The sequence below is a fragment of the Exiguobacterium sp. CH10 genome (genome assembly GCF_018617635.1).
GTDB lineage: Bacteria > Bacillota > Bacilli > Exiguobacteriales > Exiguobacteriaceae > Exiguobacterium > Exiguobacterium aestuarii_A.
In genome coordinates this window covers 517,169-532,973 of the sequence record NZ_JACSKO010000002.1, presented here as the reverse complement: position 1 = coordinate 532,973, position 15,805 = coordinate 517,169, and the positions used below count along the sequence as shown (strand labels likewise).

The following is a 15,805-nucleotide window of genomic DNA, read 5'->3' as shown; positions in this document are numbered from 1 at the left end:
TCTAATCATTTTCCTCTTAACAAACAAGAAACGGACTAGGACGTTGTCCCAGCCCGTTAAACAGTCTCGATCGATTAACGACGGAGACCGAGGCGTTGAATCAATTCACGGTAGCGCGTAACGTCCTTGTTACGAAGGTACGTAAGCAAGTTACGACGACGTCCAACCATTTTCAAGAGACCGCGACGTGAGTGGTGGTCTTTCTTGTGTGTACGAAGGTGAGCGTTCAATGTGTTGATTTGTTCAGTCAACACTGCCACTTGTACTTCCGGTGAACCAGTGTCACCTTGTTTAGTCGCGTATTCCGCGATAATTTCGTTTTTACGTTCTTTTGAGAGTGCCATTGCCTCTCCACCTCCATTTAATAAAAAATTGCCGCGTTGCCGAGCCGGCGTTGGTGAATCGACCAGCCAAGCGAAACGGTGTACTTTGCGTACTTGACAAGGATAGCGTAACCGCAACCGAAAGTCAAGATAGGATTGAGCGTGCCGATACCTCATCCTGTTTCAGTTGAGCGATTAATGCATCTAATCCATCGAACGCTCGCTCGTTACGAATATACTGAACCCACTCGATCTCGATCACTTGCCCGTACAAATCCTCCGAAAAGTCAAAGAGATGACTCTCGACAGAAACCGCTCCCGTCTCATAAAACGTCGGGCGACGTCCGACATTGGTCATCGCCTCGAACGTCCGACCATCAGAGAGCGTGACACGTGTCGCATATACGCCGAGCCGTGGCATGACATATGAGGCGTCCATCAACACGTTTGCTGTCGGGAACCCGATTGTACGGCCTCTCGCATCTCCGTGAATGACTTCACCGCAGATAACGTATGGAGAACCGAGTAACTCTTGAGCTGCATCAACGTGGCCTTCAGCCAATAGTTTACGAATTCGCGTCGATGATACCTTCTCTCCATCCATCGTCTGTTCTGTAACAATGGACGTCGTGAACTGATCGCGAGAATGGTATGGGAGTGTCTCCATCGTCCCTTCACCAAACTTGCCATACGAGTAATCAAATCCTGCCGTCACGTGTACGGCTCCAGCAGCAATCAAATAATCATCGACAAACTGTTGAGGAGATAATCCAGCCAACTCTTTCGTAAACGTCAAGACGAGACATCGCTCGACCCCGAGCGCTTCGATTCGTTTTAGTTTCCGGGATAGCGGTGTAATATAACGGACCGCGTCCGGTTTGTTCGAAAGCACTTGTTTCGGATGTGGGTCGAACGTGACGACCGTCACCGGAAGGTTATGCTCTGCCGCGACACGCTTCGCATGATTGATCACAGCTTGATGTCCTTTATGAACACCGTCAAAAAAACCGAGTACCATGACCGATGGATACAGGTCAGGCGTTTCTGGATAGGTGAGATGTCTTGTTTCCATACTGTCAATTTCCCCTTTAGTCGATGGCCAGCATGACCTCGACTGTAGCGTCTGTCGTTCCATCTTGTCTTCGATATAAAGCAAGAGGGATTCCTTCTTCATTATAGACAGTAAATAACTCAAATTCGAGCGAAACGCCGTTCAGCTTGCCACCATTCCGAATATACCGTTCCCGATTCTTCGGAATCGTGATGGCTGGCCAACGTTTGATGACCTCTTCGAGTGGGATGACATGCGCCAATCGTTCTCCTACCGTCTCTAATGCCTGTAACTGTTCGAGGGATACAGCATTCGCTTCTTCGAATGAGCCGGAGCTCGTGCGTCTCAGTTCGCTCATATGAGCAGGGTAACCGAGCTTCTCCCCGATTTGTACGGCGAGCGTACGAATGTATGTCCCTTTTCCGCAATCGATTTCCATCTGAAAACGACATACACCTTCTTCAAACGTTAACTCGCTCGTCCGCTCCAGACGGTGAATCTCGACCATTCGACGGGGGCGTTCAACGGTTTGGCCTTTGCGGGCGTACTCATACAGCTTCTTCCCATTGACCTTGACCGCTGAATAATAAGGCGGAATCTGTTCAATCGTGCCAACTAACTGCCGCATCGCTTCATCAATCTGTGACTCATCCAACTCATTCGGTGTGACTGTCTTCTGTTCTACGACCTCGCCGTGAGCGTCCTCGGTCATAGTGGCCGTCCCGATTGTCACCTCGGCCACGTAACGCTTGCCCTCATCCGTGATAAAACGAGATAACTTCGTGGCACGTCCTAAACAGATTGGTAATACGCCTGTCACTTCCGGGTCAAGCGTGCCCGTATGACCCACTTTTTTCGTTTGAAACAACTTTCGTAACTTGAACACGCAGTCATGACTCGTCATGCCTCGGTCCTTATCGAGTACAAGCACTCCGTTCGGTTCCAACTTCATCCCTCCATACAAAAAAGGGAGAACGATGTCTCCCCTTTCAAATTATTGGTCTTTGTTCAAATCACGAATCAATGAATCGATATGACTACCATATGCGACCGAAGAATCGTATTCGAACGAGATTTCTGGTGTTTTACGAAGACGGATGCGGTTCCCGATTTCGCGACGGATAAATCCTTTCGCTTTGTCGAGACCTGCTTGCGTTTCTGCTTTCACATCTTCCTCATCACCGAGCACCGTATAGTAGACCGTTGCTTGTTGTAAGTCCCCTGTCACATCAACGCTTGTAATTGTAGCATTCTTTGTACGTGGGTCACTCACTTCCCGTAACAAGACGTCTGTAATCTCTTTACGCATTTGCTCGGCAACACGTTGGGCACGAATTTTCATACGTGATCCCTCCTCACATTATTTACGTTCGACTTCTTTCATGACGAACGCTTCAATAACATCTTCTACTTTGATGTCATCAAATTTCTCTACTTTAATCCCACACTCATAACCAGTCGCAACTTCTTTTACGTCATCTTTGAAGCGGCGAAGCGTATCGAGCTTGCCTTCATATACGACGATTCCGTTACGAATGACACGGACACCAGCGTCACGTGTGATTTTACCTTCAGTCACATAACAACCTGCAATCGTACCGACTTTCGATACTTTGAAGACGTCACGGACTTCGACTTGACCAGTGATTTCTTCGACGAACTCAGGGTCAAGCATCCCTTTCATCGCGCTCTCGATTTCTTCGATCGCGTTGTAGATGATGCGGTGGAGACGCATTTCAACATTTTCCTGTTCAGCCATCGAACGAGCGTTACCGTCAGGACGTACGTTGAAACCGATGATGACGGCGTTCGCAGCTGATGCGAGAATGACGTCACCTTCTGTGATGGCACCGACACCTTGGTGAACAATGTTAACTTTGACGCCTTCGACATCAATCTTGCGGAGTGAACCAGCCAATGCTTCAGCTGAACCTTGTACGTCTGCTTTAATGATGACGTTCAAGTCTTTCACTTCACCTTCTTGAATACGGCTGAACAAGTCGTCAAGGCTGACTTTCGCTGATTCACGACGTTGTGACTCGAGGTAACGTTGGTAACGTTTTTCCCCGATTGCACGTGCTTTTTTCTCATCCTCAAATACGATGAACTGATCACCGGCTTGTGGCACATCGTTCAAACCTGTGATTTCAATCGGTGTAGATGGACCGACTTGTTTCACACGACGACCGATATCGTTAACCATTGCCCGAACACGACCGAACGTGCTACCGACAACGATTGGGTCACCGATACGAAGCGTACCGTGTTGAACGAGAAGCGTTGCGACAGGTCCACGACCTTTGTCGAGTTTTGCTTCGATGACTGATCCACGAGCTGGCATGTCTGGCGTCGACTTGTATTCTTCGACTTCAGATACGAGAAGAATCATCTCGAGCAACTCATCGATCCCTTCACCTTTAATCGCAGAGATCGGAACGAAAATCGTTTCGCCGCCCCACTCTTCCGGAATGAGACCGAACTCGGTCAATTCTTGTTTGACACGGTCCGGGTTTGCCCCTTCTTTGTCCATTTTGTTGACCGCAACGATGATTGGAACGTTCGCTGCTTTCGCGTGCGAGATCGCTTCCTCTGTTTGTGGCATGACGCCATCGTCAGCCGCAACGACGATAATGGCGATATCTGTCACTTCCGCACCACGTGCACGCATCGTTGTGAACGCCGCGTGACCTGGCGTATCGAGGAATGTGATTTTCTTGTCGTTTACAGACACTTGGTATGCACCGATATGCTGCGTGATTCCACCCGCTTCTCCTGCAACGACTTTCGTGTTACGAATCGAGTCAAGAAGTGTCGTTTTACCGTGGTCAACGTGACCCATGATTGTAACGACCGCTGGGCGCTCTTCAAGATCATATTGTGAGAAGTCAATCTCAACTGTTTCGAAGTCTGTCTCATCGACGACGACTTCTTTTTCTACTTCAAAACCAAACTCTGAAGCGAGCAACTCGATTGTTTCGTCATCGAGTGTCTGGTTGATTGTCGCCATCACACCAAGACCCATCAACTTCATAATGATTTCGTTTGGTTTTTTGTTCATTTTCTCTGCGAGGTCAGAGACACTGAGCACATCCTCATACTTGATGACGTTCCCCATCTCTGCTTCTTGAGCGAGACGAGCCGCTTTACGCTGACTTGTCTTCGAATTTGGATCGGCTTCTTGTGGCACGGCCGCTTTTACCGGCTTGCCTTTACCTTTCCCTTTTCCACGTTTTTTATTGCGTGGATCGTTGTTACGGTTGTCGTTACGATTTTGACCACCGCGGTTGTTTTGACCGCCACGGTTTTGTTGCGCCGCTTGCGGACGTGACTGTTCTTTTTTCTCTTGTTTCGGCTCGTTCGAAGTTGAAGTCGCTTTCGCTTCAGCTTGCTTCTCAGCACGATATTTTTCTGGATTGAACACACGGTCCAACTGTTTGACTGTCTCATCATCGAGGACGGCCATGTGGTTTTTCACCGGTTTGTTCAATTTTTCTAGTTGAGTAATGACTTGCTTACTCGTTACATTCTGTTCTTTTGCAAATTCATAGACGCGTTTTCCCAAAGCATCCACCTCCGTTAATAGTTAAGAGAGAAGTTGCTTAAGCTTGTTCGCAAATCCGGATTCTGTCACCGATACGACGACACGCATATCTTTCCCAAGTGCGGCACCGATCGTATAGCGATCGCTCACTTCAATCAGCGGCACTTGATAAGATGCACATTTGTCGGTGACTCGTTTTTTCGTCGAGGCACCTGCATCTCCGGCTAGAATAACGAGCTTGGCACGACCTGCTCGTACATCCTTTAATACAAACTCTTCTCCCATCGTTACTTTCCTTGCTCGAGCGGCAAGGCCTAACAATGATTCCCACTGACTCATGATTCGTCACCTGCGGCAGCTTTCAACTGCTCATACAAGTCATCGCTCGTCTTCACTTTCAAATGATGGTCGAGCGTCCGTTTTTTCTCTGCTTGACGAACAACATCGATATCTTTTGATAAGTAGGCACCGCGACCGTTCACTTTACCTGTCTGATCGATGACCACGTCACCTTCAGGCGTTCGAACAACACGAATCAACTCTTTCTTCGGGAGCATTTCTTGTGTGACCACACACTTACGCAAAGGAAGTTTCTTTTGCTTCATGGTCATTCCTCTTCTTTCACCACAGCTGTTTCAACTGAAGCATCTGATAAGTCTTGTTCAACTTCATTTTGAACAATTTCTGGTTCTGATTCAACTTTTTCAGCGAACGTATCGAACAAATCAAGCGCTTCCGCATCTGTCTCGCTCTTAATGTCGATTTTCCAACCTGTCAACTTCGCTGCAAGACGAGCGTTTTGACCACGTTTTCCAATCGCGAGTGACAATTGGTAGTCCGGTACGACGACTGTCGTCGACTTCGCAGGCTCATTGACATAGACGGCAACGACTTGCGCCGGGCTGAGTGCGTTTCGAACGAACTCTTTCGGGTCTTCAGACCAGCGAACGATATCGATTTTCTCACCGTTCAACTCGTCGACGATCGTTTGGACACGTTGTCCTTTCGGTCCGACACATGCGCCGACCGGATCAACGATATCCGAGTGCACAGCAATTTTCGAACGGTCACCTGCTTCACGCGATACAGACATGACATCGACTGTTCCGTTTGAAATCTCAGGTACTTCAAGTTCGAACAAACGGCGTAAAAGTCCCGGATGCGTACGCGACACTTGAATCGCAGCACCTGAACCTTTCGTCGTCGAATCAACTTTTGTCACGTATACCTTGATACGGTCATGAATTTGATACGACTCGTTCGGCATTTGTTCGTTCGGAGTGAGGACCGCTTCAATGTTGTTCTCAAGACCGATATACAAGTTGCGCGGGTCAAAGCGCTCCACAATCCCTGTCATGATCTCGTCTTCTTTGTCTGCGAAGTGGTTGTAGATGCGTTCACGCTCCGCTTCACGCATTTTCTGCGTCACGACTTGTTTCGCCGTCATCGCTGCGACACGTCCGAAATCACTTGGTGTGACTTCTTCTTTATGGAAGTCACCAAGTTCATAGTTCGGGTCGATTTCATGTGCTTCCTCAAGCGAGAGCTGTTGGTCTGGTTGTGTGAGACGTTCGACGACTTCTAAAAGTGCGTAGACACGAATGTCTCCTGTCACCTGGTCGAATTCGACTTTCACATGCTCGTTCGGGTTCGCGACGTTTCGGCGGTATGCAGAAATGAGCGCTTGTTCGAGAGCGTCGATAATAATATTTTTGTCAATTCCTTTTTCTTTGGCAATCTGTTCGATTGTAGTGAGTAATTGTGGACCCATCTTCTTCCCTCTCCTTAACTAAACGTGACCGCTAAGCGGGCTTGTGCAATTTTGTCTACCGGTAGCGATACCGCTTTTTTTCTCGTCTTGATGCGTGTCTCGATCACGACCGTTTCCCCATCATATGCCGTCAAAATTCCTTCAAACTCCTTGGCACCATCGATCGGAGCGAACGTTTTCATGTAGACGTTTTTGCCTACAGCACGTTCGAAATCACTCGGCTTTTTAAGCGGACGCTCCGCACCAGGACTCGAGACATCAAGATAATAAGCCTGTTCAATCGGATCGGTTTCGTTCAGTTTTTCCGAGAGTTGTTCATTGATATTGACGCAATCGTCTAAATCGACGCCCCCTGGTTTATCGATGTAAACGCGCAAGAACCAGTCTGGACCTTCTTTTACGAATTCCACATCGACCAATTCCATGTTTTCTCGTTCGACGATTGGCAACGCAATCGATTCAACGACTTCTGTTATTTTGGACACTCTCATCCCTCCTTCTGGCTTTTACATACAAGAAAGGAGTAGGGTTCCCTACTCCTTTCCGTCGTAGTATCCAACTTTGTTCGATACCAATATATCATATTTTCCCGACAAATCGCAACTTACACCCCAAAATCAAAGAATGAGAGTTGGTTCTCATCAGGCAAGCCTTCGAGACATTTCATCGTATCAAGTGTCTCGATGACCGTTTTCGATAGCTTCGCTCGTTTGCGTAAATCTTCTTTCGAAAGGAACTGCCCTTCCTCCCTCGCTTCGACAATCGCTTTTGCCGCATTCGTTCCGAGCCCATCAACCGCATTGAATGGAGGAATCAACGTATTATCCTCAATCAAGAACTCTGTCGCGCTTGAACGATACAAGTCGATATTTTGGAACTTCATGCCCCGCTCAAGCATCTCAAGCGCAAGTTCGAGGACCGTATGCAATCCTTTATCTTTCGCTGTCGCGTCGAAGCCTTTTTCACGAATATCCGACATCGCTTTACGGACGGCTTGAGGACCTTTGATCATCGCAGATAAGTCAAAGTCCCCGGCGCGCACGGTGAAGTAGGTCGCATAGTATAGGATAGGATGATGCACTTTGAAATACGCGATACGAACGGCCATCAAGACGTATGCTGTCGCGTGCGCTTTCGGGAACATGTATTTGATCTTCTTACAAGAAGAGATATACCATTCCGGCACATCGTTCTCCCGCATCTCTGACTCCATCTCCTCTGTGAGACCTTTCCCTTTACGGACGGATTCCATGATTTTGAAGGCGAACGATGGTTCGAGCCCTGCGTAAATCAAATAGACCATGATGTCATCACGACAACCGATAACGTCTTTCAGTTCACACGTCCCGTTGTAAATCAATTCATTCGCGTTCCCAAGCCACACATCCGTTCCGTGAGACAGACCTGAGATTTGAACGAGCTCCGAGAACGTGGACGGTTTCGTCTCTTCAAGCATCTGCCGGACGAACTTCGTCCCAAACTCAGGAATCCCGAGTGTGCCAGTCTTCGACTCAATCTGTTCCGGCGTCACCCCGAGCACTTCTGGCGAGGAGAAAATTTTCATGACGGTCGGATCATCTGTCGGAATCGTCTTCGGATCAATCCCTGATAAGTCTTGAAGCATCCGGATGACGGTCGGATCATCGTGCCCGAGAATATCAAGCTTTAACAAATTATCATGGATAGAGTGGAAATCGAAGTGTGTCGTCTTCCATTCAGACGAGTTGTCATCCGCCGGATATTGAATCGGTGAGATATCCGCGATGTCCATATAGTCCGGGACAACGATGATTCCACCCGGGTGCTGCCCCGTTGTTCGTTTCACACCAGTGACCCCGGAGACGAGACGATCGACTTCTGCGTTTCGATAAATCTTGTCGTTCTCGGTCGCATATCCTTTCACGTACCCATACGCCGTCTTATCCGCAATCGTTCCGATTGTACCGGCACGATATACATATTCTTCTCCGAACAACACTTTTGTATAGGCGTGGGCATGCGGTTGATATTCACCCGAGAAGTTCAAATCGATATCTGGTACTTTGTCCCCTTTGAATCCGAGGAACGTTTCGAACGGAATATCATGTCCATCTTTTGTATACCATGTGCCACATTCCGGACACTCTTTGTCCGGTAAGTCATATCCCGATCCGACAGACCCGTCGTTGAAGAAGTGCGAGTGTTGACAGTTTGGACATACATAGTGCGGCGGTAACGGATTGACCTCGGTGATCTCCGTCATCGTAGCAACGAGACTCGACCCGACCGACCCACGCGACCCGACCAAGTAACCATCATCTAAAGATTTCTTAACGAGTTTATGTGAGATCAAGTAGATGACCGCGAATCCATGCCCGATGATTGACTTCAATTCTTTTTCTAGACGTGCCTCAACGATTTCAGGAAGCTCGTCCCCATAAATCGAACGGGCCATGTCGTAGCTCATATTCCGAACCTCGTCATCCGCGCCTTCAATTTTCGGCGTATATAAGTCATCCGGGATGATTTGGATCGATTCGATTTGATCGGCGATCGCATTCGGGTTCGTGATGACGATTTCACGTGCCAAGTCGTCACCAAGAAACTTGAACTCTTCCATCATTTCCTTCGTCGTCCGGAAATGGGCATGTGGCAACTCTTTACGTGTATTGATAAAGTTCGCCCCACCTTGGGTACGAATCAAAATCTCACGATACGAACGGTCGGCCCGGTCCAAATAGTGCACATTCCCTGTCGCACATACCGGTAACTCGGCTTTCTCCGCGACACGAATGATACGTTTGATGATTTCACGGAGCTCCATCTCATTCGCGACAATCTCTTTATCGATCAAATGGTGATAGAGCGCCGGCGGGTGAATCTCGATAAAGTCGTAAAACGACATCATCTTCTCGAGCTCATCATCTGACTTATTCAAAGCAGCGTCAAAAATCTCACCATTGTCACAAGCCGAACCAATCAACAGTCCTTCACGGCGCTTCACGAGCTCTGAACGCGGCATCCGTGCCATCCGATATAAATAATCGATATGAGAGAGTGAAATGAGTTCATATAGATGGCGAAGTCCCGGCTTTTTATTTTTCGCATAAATCGTCGCATGGAACGGACGAATCTTCGACACGTCACTCCCGACTTTGGCGTTCAACGAGCGATGCGTCGTCATCTCAAACATCTGTTTGGCGAGGTCGAGAAGTTTCATCAACAAATACGCTGTCGCCTCCGCATCATAAATCGCACGGTGATGCTGAGTCAATTCGATATCGAATCGCTTCGCAAGCGTGTTCAGTCGGTGATTCTTCAAGGTCGGCATCAACGTACGAGCCAGCTCGAGTGTATCGATGACCGGGTAATCATCCGGTTCATGACCTCCGCTCCGAAGTGTCGCCTCGAGGAAGCCCATGTCGAACGATGCGTTATGGGCGACAAGGATACTGTCACCACACCATTCGACGAACTGTTTCGTGATGACTTCTGGGTCAGGTTGTCCTTGAACCATGTCATCCGTGATTCCCGTCAACTCAATCGTCGTCGCCGACAACGCATGTTTCGGGTCAGCGAACGCCTCAAAGCGGTCGATAATCTCCCCGTCCTTGATTTTGACACCTGCGAGCTCGATGATTTTATTATAGACGGCAGAAAGTCCCGTCGTCTCGACGTCAAAGACGACGTATGTCGCATCGTCTAACGACACATCACTTGGATGATACGCAACCGGAACACCATCATTGACGACGTTCGCCTCGACTCCGTACAACACTTTGATGTCGTTTTTCTTCCCGGCATAGTACGCTTCCGGGAACGCTTGGACACCAGCATGGTCGGTAATGGCAATCGCACGATGTCCCCACTTTGCGGCACGCGCGACGAGAGCGGACACGTTCGTGACTGCGTCCATTTGACTCATCTGTGTATGTGCGTGAAGTTCGACCCGCTTCTCACCTTCCCACTCATCTCGGGGTGGCTCGACTTTCACTTCTTGGAGTTGCGACGCCATCATGCATAGTTCACGCATGAACGAATCATCCTCGACTCGTCCTGCCGTTTGAATCCACATGCCCTTTTTGACGGCACTTAGCATCCGGTCGTCATCATCATCGCGCGCAAAGACTTTCACGATGAGCGAATCGGTATAGTCCGTCATTTTGAAGGTGAATAGCTTTTTCCCACTCTTCAGCTCTTTTCGCTCCGCAGAGAAGACGAGACCACGAATGGCGACGCGGCGTTCTTCTTCGATAATCGTCTTGATTGGAACAATCTCATCTTTGATGAGAGCACCCATTCGAATCTCTGTGATGGGTTCATCGTTCGTTTCTGTCGCTTTAGCGAATTGTGCTGCAAGTGCCATTTTCGCTTGCTCGATATCTTCCTGAACCACTTGTTCACGTAAAGCCTGACTGGCTTCGGCATCTTCAGAGAAGTGTGCCTGACACGGTTTTTTCGTGAACCCATATGCGCTATAGAGTGCTTGGACTTCTTGACAAAGTTCTTTGTCCACGTAGCTCGCCTCAGGTCCAGACCGTACCGGAATCAACAGTTTATTCTGTTCAAATCGCGGTGACACCGATCCGAAATAGCTTCGCATCGCTCCGGACACTTGACTCAATTCGCTAACGATTCGTGGCCAGTAGTCGATATAGTCCTGCTCGCTCCCGCCTTTTGCCGTCGAGAAGCGCGCATACACTTCGTCAGCGAACGTCGCGTACCGATTTTCTAACCGACTCATGAACAATTGATGGACGTCGTACGGTAAGACTGTCGGAAATGTAAAATAAAACGTCCACGTTCGTCGTTTTTTATTGACGACGAGTCGTGAGAGTTCCGCTTCGTCGAACAGGTCTGTTTCAGTCGTGATCCCTAAATCACTTAATAATAGTTGCATCTTTTGATTTGCTTCCACGGGTCCGTCTTTCCCCCTTTATGCCAATTCGACAAATGAAGGTGACCGCTTACGCTGTCACCTTCATCCATTAATGAACTTCGCTAAATTTTGAAGTGATGACTTGTTTCAATTCATCGATTGAAGTCTCGATCACTTCACCTGTGGCACGTACTTTTACTTCAACGATTCCTTCACCGGCTTTTTTCCCGACGTTGACGCGAATCGGAAGACCGATCAAGTCTGCATCGGCAAATTTGACGCCCGCTCGTTCTTTTCGATCATCGAACAAGACATCGTACGTTTGACCGAGCTCTTCATAAAGACGATTTGCAAGTCCCACTTGTGTCTCGTCTTTTGCGTTGATCGCAATCAAATGAAGATCGAACGGCGCCACGTTTCGTGGCCAGATGATTCCTCGATCGTCATGATGTTGTTCGACGATGGCAGAGAGTGTCCGTGACACACCAATCCCGTAGCAACCCATGATGAGTGGTTCAGCACGACCTTCTTCGTTTAAGAATGTCGCTCCCATCGCCTCTGAATAACGTGTCCCGAGTTTGAAGACTTGTCCGACTTCGATTCCGCGGGCGAAACGAACAGGACCCGACTCGTCGGGTGCTAAGTCGCCTTCGACGACGAAACGTAAATCATGATAAGTCAATTCTGCTAGGTCACGCTCGGCATTTACGCCTGTGTAGTGCGTGTTTGCTTCGTTCGCTCCACAAACAGCGTCTACGAGATACTTGACCGCATAGTCGGCAACGACTTTAACTGGCGCATGAATTGGTCCGAGCGTACCTGGTGCACACTTGAACAACTCGACGATTTTCGCCTCATCTTCGAGTTGAATATCGAGTCCACCGAGTGCATTTTTTACTTTGACCTCGTTCGCTTCATGGTCACCACGAACGATTGCCATTACCGTTTCTCCATCTACATTGAATAGGACAGATTTAATCGTCGTCTTCGGATCGACGTTCAAGAATTTCGCTACGTCTTCAATCGTGCGATTTTCTTCCGTGTCTACTTTCTCGAGTGGACGTACGTCAGCTTGTTGCATCTCATAACGGTCGAGTGTTTCTGCCATTTCAATGTTCGCCGCATAGTTCGATGAATCGGTATAAACGATCGTGTCTTCACCGATATCAGCGAGTGCTTGGAATTCGTGCGTGTCTTTCCCGCCGATTGCTCCAGAGTCTGCGACGACCGGACGATACTTAAGACCTGTACGGTCGAAGATGCGTGAGTACGCGTTATACATGTTTGTATATTCTTCATCTAAGCCTTCTTGTGTCGCGTGGAATGAGTATGCATCTTTCATCAAGAACTCACGTCCGCGAAGCAATCCAAAGCGCGGACGACGCTCATCGCGATACTTCGTTTGAATCTGATACAAGTTCATCGGAAGTTTTTTATACGAGTTGAGCTCGTCTCGGACAATTGACGTAATCAATTCTTCGTGTGTCGCACCGAGTGCGAAACGACGGTCATGACGGTCAGTCAAGCGCATCAATTCTGGGCCATAAATGCCCCATCGTCCTGTCTCTTCCCAAAGTTCTGCCGGTTGGATGGCCGGCATCAATAACTCTTGTGCACCCGCACGATTCATCTCTTCACGGATGATTGTTTGGATGTTGTGTAACACTTTATGTCCGAGTGGAAGATAAGAATAGATTCCTGCCGCATTTTGACGGATGAATCCTCCACGGACGAGAAGTTGGTGGCTGACCGCTTCCGCGTCAGCCGGTACTTCTCTCAATGTAGGCATGAGCAATCTAGATTGTTTCATACAGTTCAACGTTTCCCTTCTCTACAAACAGCTTATTTAAAGAATGATTGAATGTCGTTCCAAGTGACAATCAACATTAAGATCATCAATAAGGCAAACCCGATAAAGTGGACGAATCCTTCCTTTTTCGGATCAATCGGACGCCCTCGCACCGCTTCGAATAAGAGGAAGATCAATCGTCCTCCATCCAAAGCCGGAAGTGGGAGCAAGTTGAAGATAGCGAGGTTGACGGAAAGGAGCGCTGTCCAGTTCAACAGCATAATCAAACCGCTCGCTGCCACTTCGTCAGTCATCCGTACGATTCCGACAGGTCCTGCCAATTGATCGACACCAACTTGTCCCGTCACCAAATCACCGACGGCTGAGAAGATGAGGGTGGACATCGTCCACGTCGTCTCAGCACCTGTCGTCACGGCTTTGACCGGTGAACGCTCTAATGCGTTCGTGACACCTAGAATCCCGACCGTTTCACCATTTTGTTCAACCGCTTGTGGTGTGACGGTGACGGTCGCCTCCTCGCCATCACGGACGTACGTGACATCTGTTGGCGTATCGGCGCGGTCAGCTAGAGCAGTGCGCAAGTCGAGCCAATCCGTGACTGGTTCGCCTTCAATCGAAACGATTTCATCTCCACTCATCAACCCTGCCTCATCGGCGGCTGAATCAGGTTGAACGGTACCGATTTGACCATCGTTCGTCGGCGTTCCTTGAACGAGACCAACGATAATGAGCAAGATGAACGCTAATACGAAATTCATCGCTGGACCGGCTGCAATCGCCAAGACCCGCTTCCATACCGATTGGGCACCGAACGTGCGATCATACGGTGCGATTTGAATTTCCATCCCTTGGTCGACAAGAAGAGTATCCCGTTCTAATGAATAGACACGTACTTCCTCATCGATGAGGAGTTGCACTTTTAATTCATGCGTCGCGTCAAATTTATCAACGGTCCCGACGACTTGAACATCTGTAGCGGTGTCCGGCTGAAAGTAGACTCGGTCTACTTTACCTTGTTCGGTTAAACGAAGTCCGACGTGTTGACCTGCACGTACTTCAATCGGTTCGAAATCTTCCCCAGCCATTTTGACATAGCCACCGATTGGTAAGAGACGGATGGTATAGAGCGTTTCATTTTTACGGAATGAAACAATTTTTGGACCGAATCCGATTGCAAACTCGTGACAGAGAATGCCTGCCCGTTTCGCCATGACGAGGTGTCCCCATTCGTGTACCGAAATGAGAACCCCAAACATCAGAACGATGGCGATAAAAGTCGTCATGATTTATTCCCCACCTTCAATTCCTTGCTGAATCTGTTGACGTACTGCTTGGTCTACTTCTAGAATTTGCGCGAGCGTCGGTTCGGCAATCACTTCGTGTTGAGCCATCGCCTCTTCCACGAGTCGTTCAATTTCTAAGAACGTAATCTGACCGTTTAAGAACAGGTCCACTGCCATCTCATTGGCCGCATTCAGGACTGTCGGCATGGAGCCGCCGATTCTTCCTGCTTCAAACGCTAACCGAAGTGCCGGATAACGGTTGAAATCAGCCTCTTGAAAATGTAGCTTACCGATTTCTTTCAAGTTTAACCGCTTATTCCCCTCAATTTCAAGCCGCTTCGGTTCCGAAAGCGCATAGAGAATCGGTCCCCGCATATCCGGGTTTCCGAGCTGTGCCATCACGGCTGCATCTTTAAATTCGACCATCGAGTGAATAATTGATTCACGATGCAAGATGACTTCAATATCATTATAATCGATATCGAACAGCCAGTGTGCCTCGATCACCTCGAGCCCTTTATTAAACATCGTCGCAGAGTCGATTGTGATTTTCGCCCCCATCGACCAGTTCGGATGATTCAATGCATCTTCAACCGTCACGTCGGCTAGTTCTTCCCGCGAGCGGTCACGGAAACTTCCGCCAGACGCTGTTAAAATAATTTTTGAAACATCTTCTCTTCGTTCACCGTTCAAACATTGGTAGATGGCAGAATGCTCGCTATCGACCGGTAAAAGTTTAACCCCATGTTCTTTCACGGCCGCCTTGACGAGATGCCCTGCCGTAACGAGTGTTTCTTTGTTGGCGAGTGCAATATCTTTTCCTGCTTGAATCGCAGCAAGCGTCGGCTCGAGACCGACCGCTCCCACGACTGCTGTCACGACGATATCCGCACGCTCTGCCGTCGCACACTCTTTTAGACCTTCAGGACCGATGAAATATAGAGGTTCATATGTAAGGTGCGGCTTCAATTGTTCGAGTACCTCGATACTTGTCGCCGACACATATTTTGGTCTAAGTCGATTGATCCATTCCGTGGCAACATCGACGTTCGTGCCGAACGCATACGCCTCTAATTCAAACAGGTCGGGGTGCTGTTCGATGACGTCACATGTCTGCACGCCAATCGAACCTGTCGCCCCAATTAAGCTAATTCGCTTCATCTCGACA

General features: G+C 48.6%; 13 protein-coding genes. All 13 read right to left on the bottom strand.

Going from position 1 to position 15,805, the window contains the following annotated elements; genetic code table 11:
* Positions 1-74 precede the first annotated feature (74 nt).
* On the bottom strand, positions 75-344 hold the full coding sequence (gene rpsO / locus KNP04_RS09530; RefSeq protein WP_074034662.1) for a 30S ribosomal protein S15: 270 nt from the start codon (positions 342-344) through the stop codon (positions 75-77).
* A 124-nt stretch (positions 345-468) separates the two neighbouring features.
* Positions 469-1,395 (bottom strand): bifunctional riboflavin kinase/FAD synthetase, encoded by a 927-nt coding sequence (locus KNP04_RS09525; RefSeq protein ID WP_214875504.1) that lies wholly within the window; start codon positions 1,393-1,395, stop codon positions 469-471.
* A 16-nt stretch (positions 1,396-1,411) separates the two neighbouring features.
* Entirely contained in the window at positions 1,412-2,326 is a 915-nt protein-coding gene (gene truB, locus KNP04_RS09520; protein WP_483297968.1) for a tRNA pseudouridine(55) synthase TruB, read from the bottom strand.
* 42 nt (positions 2,327-2,368) lie between these two features.
* Positions 2,369-2,716 (bottom strand): 30S ribosome-binding factor RbfA, encoded by a 348-nt coding sequence (rbfA, locus tag KNP04_RS09515; RefSeq protein ID WP_015881430.1) that lies wholly within the window; start codon positions 2,714-2,716, stop codon positions 2,369-2,371.
* Between the two features lie 18 nt (positions 2,717-2,734).
* Positions 2,735-4,936, bottom strand: coding sequence for a translation initiation factor IF-2 (gene infB, locus KNP04_RS09510; protein WP_214875501.1), 2,202 nt, complete (start codon positions 4,934-4,936; stop codon positions 2,735-2,737).
* A 21-nt stretch (positions 4,937-4,957) separates the two neighbouring features.
* On the bottom strand, positions 4,958-5,254 hold the full coding sequence (locus tag KNP04_RS09505) for a YlxQ family RNA-binding protein (RefSeq protein WP_015881428.1): 297 nt from the start codon (positions 5,252-5,254) through the stop codon (positions 4,958-4,960).
* Positions 5,251-5,526 (bottom strand): RNase P modulator RnpM, encoded by a 276-nt coding sequence (gene rnpM / locus KNP04_RS09500; protein WP_214875499.1) that lies wholly within the window; start codon positions 5,524-5,526, stop codon positions 5,251-5,253. Before rnpM ends, KNP04_RS09505 begins: the two co-directional genes overlap by 4 nt.
* On the bottom strand, positions 5,523-6,686 hold the full coding sequence (gene nusA / locus KNP04_RS09495) for a transcription termination factor NusA (protein WP_214745422.1): 1,164 nt from the start codon (positions 6,684-6,686) through the stop codon (positions 5,523-5,525). Before nusA ends, rnpM begins: the two co-directional genes overlap by 4 nt.
* A gap of 14 nt (positions 6,687-6,700) precedes the next feature.
* On the bottom strand, positions 6,701-7,177 hold the full coding sequence (rimP, locus tag KNP04_RS09490; RefSeq protein ID WP_193343250.1) for a ribosome maturation factor RimP: 477 nt from the start codon (positions 7,175-7,177) through the stop codon (positions 6,701-6,703).
* Positions 7,178-7,290: 113 nt separating this feature from the next.
* The gene (locus KNP04_RS09485) at positions 7,291-11,583 is read right to left on the bottom strand and encodes a PolC-type DNA polymerase III (protein ID WP_214875497.1); all 4,293 of its coding nucleotides are present in this window, start codon (positions 11,581-11,583) and stop codon (positions 7,291-7,293) included.
* 70 nt (positions 11,584-11,653) lie between these two features.
* Entirely contained in the window at positions 11,654-13,354 is a 1,701-nt protein-coding gene (locus tag KNP04_RS09480) for a proline--tRNA ligase (protein WP_214875495.1), read from the bottom strand.
* 32 nt (positions 13,355-13,386) lie between these two features.
* Positions 13,387-14,637, bottom strand: coding sequence for an RIP metalloprotease RseP (gene rseP, locus KNP04_RS09475; protein ID WP_214875493.1), 1,251 nt, complete (start codon positions 14,635-14,637; stop codon positions 13,387-13,389).
* 3 nt (positions 14,638-14,640) lie between these two features.
* Positions 14,641-15,798 carry a 1-deoxy-D-xylulose-5-phosphate reductoisomerase gene (dxr, locus tag KNP04_RS09470; protein ID WP_214875491.1) on the bottom strand — a complete coding sequence of 386 codons (1,158 nt, stop codon included), beginning with the start codon at positions 15,796-15,798 and terminating at the stop codon, positions 14,641-14,643.
* Positions 15,799-15,805 lie beyond the last annotated feature (7 nt).